Origin of the sequence: uncultured Mycobacterium sp., assembly GCF_964249325.1 — a bacterium.
Lineage (GTDB): Bacteria > Actinomycetota > Actinomycetes > Mycobacteriales > Mycobacteriaceae > Mycobacterium.
Genome location: NZ_CAXUCH010000238.1, coordinates 1 through 6,523, shown reverse-complemented (window position 1 = coordinate 6,523; position 6,523 = coordinate 1). Strand labels below are relative to the sequence as shown.

At 61.8% G+C, this 6,523-nt stretch carries 6 protein-coding genes; 2 read left to right on the top strand and 4 right to left on the bottom strand.

Translation table 11 applies throughout. The annotated features are described in order from the left end of the window. The first annotated feature begins 178 nt into the window (after positions 1-178). Positions 179-568 (top strand): DUF732 domain-containing protein, encoded by a 390-nt coding sequence (locus ACFE99_RS21215; RefSeq protein WP_375488375.1) that lies wholly within the window; start codon positions 179-181, stop codon positions 566-568. A gap of 231 nt (positions 569-799) precedes the next feature. Here ACFE99_RS21215 and ACFE99_RS21210 read toward each other — a convergent pair whose 3' ends face one another. The 4 genes from ACFE99_RS21210 to ACFE99_RS21195 form a co-directional block, all read right to left on the bottom strand. Continuing rightward, the gene (locus ACFE99_RS21210; protein WP_375488374.1) at positions 800-1,525 is read right to left on the bottom strand and encodes an HAD family hydrolase; all 726 of its coding nucleotides are present in this window, start codon (positions 1,523-1,525) and stop codon (positions 800-802) included. A 107-nt stretch (positions 1,526-1,632) separates the two neighbouring features. Then, positions 1,633-3,042, bottom strand: coding sequence for a recombinase XerD (locus tag ACFE99_RS21205; RefSeq protein ID WP_375488376.1), 1,410 nt, complete (start codon positions 3,040-3,042; stop codon positions 1,633-1,635). Positions 3,043-3,115: 73 nt separating this feature from the next. Next, positions 3,116-3,466 (bottom strand): helix-turn-helix domain-containing protein, encoded by a 351-nt coding sequence (locus ACFE99_RS21200; RefSeq protein WP_375488373.1) that lies wholly within the window; start codon positions 3,464-3,466, stop codon positions 3,116-3,118. Then, on the bottom strand, positions 3,463-4,569 hold the full coding sequence (locus ACFE99_RS21195; protein ID WP_375488372.1) for a tyrosine-type recombinase/integrase: 1,107 nt from the start codon (positions 4,567-4,569) through the stop codon (positions 3,463-3,465). The genes ACFE99_RS21200 and ACFE99_RS21195 overlap by 4 nt, the downstream gene beginning before the upstream one ends. A 490-nt stretch (positions 4,570-5,059) precedes the next feature. On the opposite strand from ACFE99_RS21195, the gene ACFE99_RS21190 reads away from it, so the two are divergent. Then, positions 5,060-6,523: IS1634 family transposase (locus tag ACFE99_RS21190; protein ID WP_375488371.1), on the top strand; the 1,464-nt coding region annotated here is incomplete at its 3' end.

Below are 6,523 nucleotides of genomic sequence, written 5' to 3'. Positions count from 1 at the left end.
ACATCCTCACCATCAACGCCGCCATCATGCTCACCCTGAGTGCCGGTCAACACGGGGGCAATCGCGACATTCCGCGGAACTAGACTGAGCTCAGCCAATCACTGCACGTTCAAGGAAAAACATGACTTCGTGCCGGTACCGCAGTCGCACCAACTGCCGCGGCGGGTCACCCGCTGCCATGGCCCTGGTCGCCGCCGCTGCAATGAGCGGAGCCGCGCTGGCGGCAATCCCACAGGCGCATGCCGTTCCGTCGCCCGACGTGGACTACCTGTACAACGTGACCGTGCGGCGGCACTATAACTTTCCGAACGGCGACGCCATTGGTTATGGCCACGGGATCTGCGACAAGGTCACCGCGGGCCAGAGTTTCGCGCAGGTTATGGGAGACGTGAAAAACGACGTAACGCCCAACGACGAGTATGCGGCGAATTATCTGATCTCCTACGCAGTGAGTCAGTACTGCCCGGAGCTGATCTGGCAACTGCGAAACTCCGCGGCTGGCTACCAACCACCCCCCGAAACTGAAAGTCCGGTTAGCGGACTTCAAGGCGATGTAGCCGGGAAATGATCGGCAGAAACCCACCAGGCCATCGGCATCACCACCAGCTGTATCACAGACCAGGTTGAGCAGCAGGGATTCGCGGGGAATTATGCCGATTCCGCTGATTAAAGATGCCGGCGTACCGGTAGACCTGCATATTCGATTCCGTCGTATTCAACCCTTACGTGTAGCCGCTAGGACGGAAAGGCGTGACGGTCCCGGGGCCGTGCGCGGCTGTCGAGCCTGAGTGGGTTAGGGCTAAGAGTCGGGCAGGGACGCCCTGTTTGCCGGGCTCACTGCACGGCGATGTGCACGCTTGAGGGGGCCGACGGTTTGCGCCCAGTTAATGAGCACGGCGTCCCCGAGGGTTGTCGTGATGTAGTCGCCGTTGAGGTCTTTTCCCGGCTGTGATGGGACGGTGATGAGGTAAGTGCCGGCTGCGCGTGCGGCGGCTACTCCGGTCGAGGAGTCTTCGAACGCCACGCCTGTGTGCGCAGCGGCGTCGAGGCGTTCAAATGCCTCCAGGTAGAGCTGGGGGTCCGGCTTGGGACGGGCAACGTCGTCAGCAGCGATCGACACTTGGAAGAAATCGTCTAGGTCAGAGGTAGCCAGCGCCGTGGTAAGCATCGCGCGTGGGCTGTTGGTGGCCATGGCCATCGGGATTCGGCCGTCGAGGTGTTCGAGGAGTTCGCGCGCTCCTGGCATCGGATCGACTCGCGTGGATAGTTCGGCTTCGACGCGAGGGAGCAGCTCGGCTTGCAGCTGGGGCCCGCTGCCGGGCCGGCCGAAGTATTCGGCCATGTTCTTGCAAGCGGCCTCGAGTGTTCTCCCGATCAGTAGGTCCTTCTCGGTTGGGCCGAAGCCGAAGCCGTAGTCGGCGAATAGCGCTGCCTCTGCGCGCGACCAGCAGGATTCGGTGTCCAGAAGCAGTCCGTCACAGTCGAAAACGATGGCACTTACTCGCAGCGGCAGCGGCAGCGTCACGAGCGTGAGACTATCGCGCCGACATCGAAGCCAGTGTGGAAGTTGGCCAGGCATTCAGACAGTTCGAATACCCGACGTCGCCATTTCATCATGGGGTTTGGCGAGCACTACGTGACGTATCGCGACCAGGGCTGTCCCGCCAGCTGGGCGTGGCGCTGGGTGCAATTGTGGCTGTAACCGAGCAGGTTGGCGACGACTGGAGGGGGTATTTCGGCGACAAGTGTGCGTAGCGCGGAGTTGCGTGCGGCGAGGACGTTGACCCCCGCGCGGGTGAGGTCGTGCACCAAAGTGATTGTGTCCAGGTGCTTCCCGGGCCGACGGGCTGGGAATAGCCACGGGTTCGCGACCATACCGCCAACCGTTCGGAGGTTGGGTCTGCGGTGTACGAGCTCGATGAGGATGCCTGCGAAGGGTTCCGGCACGGGGACGGGTTCGTCCCCGAGGGATATCAACACTTCGTCCGTAGTGACCGCGACCGCGTTGGCTGGCAATGCGGCAATTCTGACCAGGGGTTGTGCGTAGAGCAGGAGCAGAAGGCCGGCGACTCGATAGTGAAGGGATCCCGGGTTGCCGGTGAGAAGCGCCTTGATCCAGGTCAACCGTTGCTCCTGGGTGAGCATAGGAACGTGCTTGGGCTGTTGGTTTTCGAATCGTACGGAGGTGTTGATATTGCTTTTCTTGGCCCAGGCGAAGAATGCGCGGGTTTTGTGGCGTGTGGTGGGTCCGCTGGCGAGCCATTCGTCGAGATCCTGCTGGCGGCAGTCAGCTGCGGTCCGATGGTGGGTGTCGTGCAGCCAGATAAGGAATTTGATCGTCTCGGTCACTTGCTGCTTGGCCGATAGCATCGATCTTTCGGAGGCTTGCCCTGGTGTGGAGTTGCCGCGCAGCCGGTGCAGATGATGCCACGTGGCGAACTGTTCAACGGGAGCTCGGACGGCCGGCTCGGCGATGGCGTCGAGTCTGGCGGCAAGCCAGATTTCGAAACGTGCTAGGTATTCATCGCGGTGGGGCAGTAGACCATGGTGCTCGAACAGGCTGCGCAGATGCGAAACCTCTTGAGTGCGTTGACTGACGGCATCGAGGCCGTTGTGACTAAGGGGAATTTCGCCGCTCGAAAGGCCGGACAGCAGGGCCCGTACTCTGGCGGAGCGTTTCCAGGTGAGGATGCTCTCGGGGCGCTCGACCCCACAGAGGATTTCTACGATCGTGCTCATCGTGGCCGGATCTGCGGCTCCGTCCACGATCAGGGCCGTCAGGTCATCACGCAGGGCGCAGCGCGCACATTGACCGCCGCGGTAAATCTGGCCTTCGGTGTCACAGGTTCGACATCGGTAGTCCTCGGGGATGCCCGCGCATGTCAGACATACCGGCCGGGGATCGGTACGGTTGGCGCGTCCAGGCAGCAGGCCTTCGTGTCCGCAGAAGGGGCAGACGCCGTGGGTGCGCATTGCCGTGTAAAAGCAGCTGTTGCACAGTTGCTCACCGGGCCAGGACGGAGTGCGGTTCTGGACCGACATCCGGCCGCAGCGCGTACACACGATTTCTCCCTTGACGTGAGGTCGTCCGCGTCCGCGAGCGTGGCCGTTACGGTTATTCGTCATCGCGGATCACCCGGGCCCGGCGCGGGCGCACCGATTTGTTGAGATCCACGACATTGGGAGCAGAGGGCGCTGCTGTGGCCGAGGTGGCTTTCTTGCGGCGCACATCAGTGGCGGTGACGGTCACGAGGTCCTCGACGCCGCAGCCGAAGATGTCACACAACGCGGCGATCATTTGCAGTGAAACCCGTTCGGGCCGTTGGTGGACGATTCGATACACCTGGGGCCGAGACAGCTCGATACCGCGTTCGGCGAGCCGCGGCATCAGGTCGGTGCTGTTGTGCATGCCATGGGCGGCCATGATTTCGGCCAGCCGCCAGGCGTAGTCGACTTGTCGTTTCAAGTGTCCTCCTGCTCGCTGGACGACAGTGCGTCCTCAATGGTGGAGTCCAGCACCCGGCGCAACGTGCGGATGCGGAAATCGCTGGATACGCAGGTGTAAAGCGCTGTGGTACTGGCGTGTTCATGGCCCAACTGGTCCTGGACGAACTTGGCGTCCCAACCATCTTCGATGAGGTGGGTGGCGTAGGAGCGGCGCAGCGAGTGCAAGTCCAACCCGGCCGAGAGCCCGAGGTGGTTGCAGTAGCGGCGGAACCGGCGCAGGAGGGTATCTTCGGACACCAGCGCCCCGCGCTCGCTGGGAAACAGATCGATGCCGTCATCCATGCACCGCTGTCCGTGCGCCAGCCAATCGGCGATCACCTCCGGCGTCCAACCGAAGACGGTCAGCACACTGCGGCGTTTGTGCGGGGACCCACGTTTTGCCTTGCCGTAACGAACGTGAACCAGCCCATAGCGTCCGAACTCGCGCCCGTGCGGATTGCGGGCGAAGTCGACGGTTTGCAGGTGGCGAAGTTCGTTGAAACGCAACCCATACGAGTACGCCAGCTTGAACATCACGGCATCGCGGTAGGCCGGTAACCAGCCCTTGCGTGCCGAAGCGGCGATCAACGCGACCTGGTCGTCGGCGTGGTCGAAGAAGTCCTGCAGCTCGTTCTTGGTGAACGCCCGCTTGGCCGGGGACTGTTCGTTGTCTTGCACGTGTGCGGCGGTGTTCCACTCGAAGAAGACCTGGGCAGGGTGGGTGCCGAATCTCTGTTCGCACACTCGGTCCCAGCCATAGTCGGGATGACTGACATACGAGCAGAACATCCGCAACGCGTTCTGATAACCGCGGATCGTCGACTGCCTGCGGCGCGATATCGAGCGCAGGTCGCTGAAGAACTCCTCGACCATCGCCGCGGTCCACGTCCACGGAAATTCGTTGGTATACGCCAGGAATCGCTCGACGAGCCGGATCCGCTGGCCGATGGTGTCGTGCGCAAGGTTGCGGCACAACTGCTGATTGCGCCAACCGTCGAGCATCTCCTGAACCGTGTGTGCCTCGGGGTGAAGCAGCGGAACGGAGTCGACGACGTAGAAACGGCCACTCTTGTCGACGGGCAAAACGGCCTCCCAGGCGGTCTCGTTTGATGCATCATTGAATCAGTCAATGAATCATTACCACATCGCTGCACGTCAACGCCAGGCATTCCTACCAGTTGGTTGCCCGCCTTCGGCGGACGGCGAAACCTACACCTGCGCCGTGATGCCATGAGGATGACGACACTGCTGCTCAGCGCGGATTTCGCCCACGGAGTGCTTGACCTAGCGGCTGGACGGGAGACGAGGAGATTGATTCATCTGATGCAATATGCAGACTTACATCATGGATATTAGCAATTGTCCATCATTCGTGCGAAATCCCAAGCGGAACCGCGCGTTACGGCCTGGGGGGCGTCACAGTGCCGAATCGTCATTTTGCGGACCCGCATAGCGCGGACGGGTAACCTGACTTTGGACATGGTCGACCGATATTGAAATCGGAAGTGCGCTGACTTGGGCTTTCTTGGGCGGTGGTGGGTGGTTTGGGGTACTAAGCGGGTAGGTTCGGGCGGTGGTGTACGTGCGGAAAGTACGCACCAGCTCGGGTGCGGTGGCGGTGCGGGTCGCACGTAAAGACCGTGGCCGGGTGGTGATCCTGGCTCATGTTGGTTCTGCGCACACCGATGCTGAGCTGGGGATTCTTCTCGACGAGGCCCAGCAGATCCTGCACGGCGAGCAGCAGAGCCTGCCGGTCGAGGTGCCGGCACGTCCCAAGCGGATCGAGGATGTCCCAGATTGGCGTACCGCGTCGTTGATCCCGGCCCCGGCGGCGCCGAAAGGGTCACCAGTGGGGCCTGGGCGCACAACCGCGACCAGTTCGCGGCTGCTCTACGAGGTTCTCGGCGGGGTTTATGACTGGCTGGGTTTCGACACCGTCGCCGATAGGGTGTTCCGGGATTTGGTGATCGCTCGTATCGTCGAGCCGACCAGCAGGCTCGACTCGATTCGTGTCCTGGCAGACCTCGGCGCAGATCTGGTGTCCTACAAGACTATTGACCGTCACGTCCGGATGGTCGAATCGGGCGGCTACCGTCATGCGATCGCCAAGAAGTGCGTGTCTTATGCCTGCGACTGCGGCGGGTTGGGCCTTGTGCTCTACGACGTGACGACGCTGTATTTCGAGGCCGAGAACGAAGACGATCTGCGTAAGGTCGGCTACTCGAAGGAACGCCGCGTCGACCCGCAAATCGTGGTCGGCTTGTTGGTTGACCGTACCGGATTCCCTCTGGATGTCGGATGTTTCGAGGGGAACACCGCTGAGACCACCACGATCGTGCCGATCATCGAAGGGTTCCAGAAACGCCACAACCTGGCCGGTATCCCGATGGTGATCGCCGCTGATGCCGGTATGTTGTCGTGGACGAACCTGAAAGCCCTTGACAAGGCCGGCTTTTCTTTCATCGTCGGATCACGGACGACGAAAGCTCCCGGCGATTTGGCCAATCACTTCCGCTGGAACGGCGAATCATTCGATGACGGGCAGATCATCGACACCGTGACCCCGCGCCGCGGTGCCACGGTGGTCAACAATGACAAGGTCAAAGCCGAACCTGTCTGGGACCCGGTCGAGCATCCGAAAGCATGGCGGGTGATCTGGCAATACAAGCAGACCCGGGCGCGGCGGGACCGCAAAACGCTCGACGCGCAGGAAGCCCGCGCCAAAGCCGTTGTCGCGGGGGACAAACAGGCCAAGATCACCCGGTTCGTCACCGTCAAAGGCGACGACCGGACACTCGATCAAGCCAGCCTGGCCCGAGCCCGCCGGCTGGTAGGGCTCAAAGGGTACGTGACCAATATCGACGCTGCGCAGATGCCCGCTGCCGAAGTGATCGGTAAGTATCACGAACTCTGGCACGTCGAGAAGTCATTTCGCATGTCCAAAAGCGACCTGGCCGCCCGACCCATATTTGCCTACGTGCGGGAGTCGATCGAAGCGCACCTGACCATCGTGTTTACGGCACTGGCCGTCTCGCAC